Origin of the sequence: Moorena sp. SIO2C4, from assembly GCF_010672485.1 — a bacterium.
GTDB lineage: Bacteria > Cyanobacteriota > Cyanobacteriia > Cyanobacteriales > Coleofasciculaceae > Moorena > Moorena producens.
On sequence record NZ_JAAHGN010001139.1, the window covers coordinates 1 to 2,309 of the forward strand.

Below are 2,309 nucleotides of genomic sequence, written 5' to 3' on the forward strand. Positions count from 1 at the left end.
TCTCCCATGAGCGACTGCATCGCTATTGCCTATTGCTAGCATGCCTATTGCCTTAAAAGGATAAGCAATATTGCTCAAAGGTTGCTGAGAATTGCTCTATCTTGTAAGCAGTCAGCTATCAGCCATTCCCGTAGCGTAACCAAAAGGCCAAGGCGAATGGTCAACTACTGATCGCTGACTGCTGACTGCTGAGTATCTGTCTAACCACCAGCAACAGCTGTGACAATACTCACTTCATCCCCATCGTTGAGTTTTGTTTCTGTATTTTCCAACAACCGGATATCTTCCCCGTTCACGTAGAGATTCAAGAATCGACGGGGTTTACCCTGCTCATCGCACAGCCGTTGTTTAATTCCAGGACAATTACTTTCCAGAGATTCGATCAGTTCAGAAACATTCGTTCCCTGACATTCTACTGTTGCTTGCTCTTGGGTATATTTTTGCAGAGGAGTAGGAATTAAAACTTTTACAGCCATAATCAATATCTTGCTTTGAATTCTCAATTTTCAAGGTTTAATGGTAAACCATCAGCTATCAGCGTGTCGCGTATCAGTTATCAGCATTCAGCTATCAGTTATCAGCATTCAGCTATCAGCATTCAGCGTGTCGCGTATCAGTTATCAGCTTATGGGTTATCACAGGCTAGAAGCCTGTGCCACCACGCTACTAGATCGGTGCTTTTGAGTAAAATAGGCTGACCACTGACCGCTGACTGCTGACTGCTGACTGCTGACTGCTGACTGCTTAAACTAAAACTTGTTGCCATTCCAGACGGTCTAGGGTGTTAGCCCGCTCTAATGCTTGCTCAAAATTGTCTAGTTTTGGTTCAATTACCAAAGGTTCACCCACATAGCCTTGAACTGCTTCTTGGGTCTTCAAGCCATTACCAGTGATGTAGGCTACTGTAGTTTCATCGGGGTCAATTTTACCAGCTTCTACCAGCTTCTTGAGTACAGCAATTGTAGTACCTCCTGCGGTTTCGGTGAAAATTCCTTCAGTTTCTGCCAGCAACTTCATCCCTTCGATAACTTCTGCATCAGTGACGGATTCAATGTTTCCGTTAGTTTTATGAGCTATTTCTAGAGCATAGATGCCGTCGGCTGGGTTTCCAATCGCAATGGATTTAGCAATGGTGTTGGGCTTGACTGGAGTAATAAAGTCCCGTCCTTCTTTGAAAGCTTGAGCGATTGGGGAGCAACCTTCTGCTTGAGCACCACTGAAGCGCACTGATTTATCATCCACTAGACCGACTTTGACGAATTCTTGGAAGCCTTTGTAGATTTTGGTGTATAGGGAACCTGATGCCAAGGGAGCAACAACATGGTCCGGTAGTTGCCAACCTAGTTGTTCAGCCACTTCAAAGCCCAGAGTTTTAGAACCTTCTGAATAGTAGGGACGTAGGTTAATGTTCACAAATCCCCAACCGTGGCTGTTAGCTACTTCACAACAGAGGCGGTTGACTTGGTCGTAGTTGCCTTTGACTGCCATTAATGTGGGGTTGTAAATCAGAGTGCCCATCACTTTACCCGCTTCCAGGTCAGCAGGGATAAACACGCAGCAGTCGAGTCCCGCATGGGCTGCGATCGCAGCAGTAGAATTCGCTAAGTTTCCAGTACTAGCACAGGATACCGTTGAGAAGCCTAACTCCCGTGCTCTACTTAGAGCTACTGATACCACCCGGTCTTTGAAGCTCAGGGTGGGCATGTTGACCGCATCATTTTTAATGTAGAGATTTTTTAACCCTAAGCGTCTAGCCAAGCGAGTCGATTTCACTAATGGAGTCATTCCCGTACCAACATCAATATAGTTATCAGTGGCAAGGGGTAAGAAAGAACGATAGCGCCAGATGGATTTCGGACCTGCCTCAATGCTCTGCCGGGTTACATGGCGTCTAAGGATATCGTAGTCATATTTTACTTCCAACGGACCAAAGCATTCCTCACAAACGTGCATTGCCTTGGGCTCATACTCCGCACCACACTCTTTACACTTCAACTTGGTAAATGCGGTAGATGTCTGGGTTTTGGGAGTAATTGTGGCTTGGCTCATGGGTATATCTCTAATTACGCTCTCTAATTACGTTCAGTCAAGACTTGATTAAAAGTAACATACCTCAAAATGTCCGTCAAACATACCCGACTTTTTTAGTCGGGATTAATTGCAGGGGTTAAAGATTAACCATTAACCAGTCAAAATTACTGTCAATTGAGATACAAACGTTTGGTTCGATTAGTGATACACGGCTGTGTGTAGGCAAGAGGCAAGAGGCAATAGGCAAGAGGAACCCACCCCTAACCCCTCCCAGGAGA

Annotated in this window: 3 protein-coding genes; all 3 read right to left on the reverse strand. The window is 45.3% G+C overall.

The window, feature by feature from the left end; translation table 11 throughout:
* Window positions 1-200 precede the first annotated feature (200 nt).
* Complete coding sequence (locus F6K20_RS34705) at window positions 201-476, reverse strand: MoaD/ThiS family protein (RefSeq protein ID WP_008181013.1); 276 nt, start codon at window positions 474-476, stop codon at window positions 201-203.
* A gap of 149 nt (window positions 477-625) precedes the next feature.
* Window positions 626-766 carry a hypothetical protein gene (locus tag F6K20_RS34710; protein WP_154659702.1) on the reverse strand — a complete coding sequence of 47 codons (141 nt, stop codon included), beginning with the start codon at window positions 764-766 and terminating at the stop codon, window positions 626-628.
* Window positions 745-2,049: a threonine synthase gene (gene thrC / locus F6K20_RS34715; protein ID WP_008181015.1), complete on the reverse strand. Its 1,305-nt coding sequence runs from the start codon at window positions 2,047-2,049 to the stop codon at window positions 745-747. The genes F6K20_RS34710 and thrC overlap by 22 nt, the downstream gene beginning before the upstream one ends.
* Between the last annotated feature and the right edge of the window lie 260 nt (window positions 2,050-2,309).

What these genes read in the sequence shown, in the direction of transcription:
- F6K20_RS34705 (WP_008181013.1), bottom strand. Translation starts at nt 476, where the DNA reads ATGGCTGTAAAAGTTTTAATTCCTACTCCTCTGCAAAAATATACCCAA.
- F6K20_RS34710 (WP_154659702.1), bottom strand. Translation starts at nt 766, where the DNA reads ATGGCAACAAGTTTTAGTTTAAGCAGTCAGCAGTCAGCAGTCAGCAGT.
- thrC (WP_008181015.1), bottom strand. Translation starts at nt 2,049, where the DNA reads ATGAGCCAAGCCACAATTACTCCCAAAACCCAGACATCTACCGCATTT.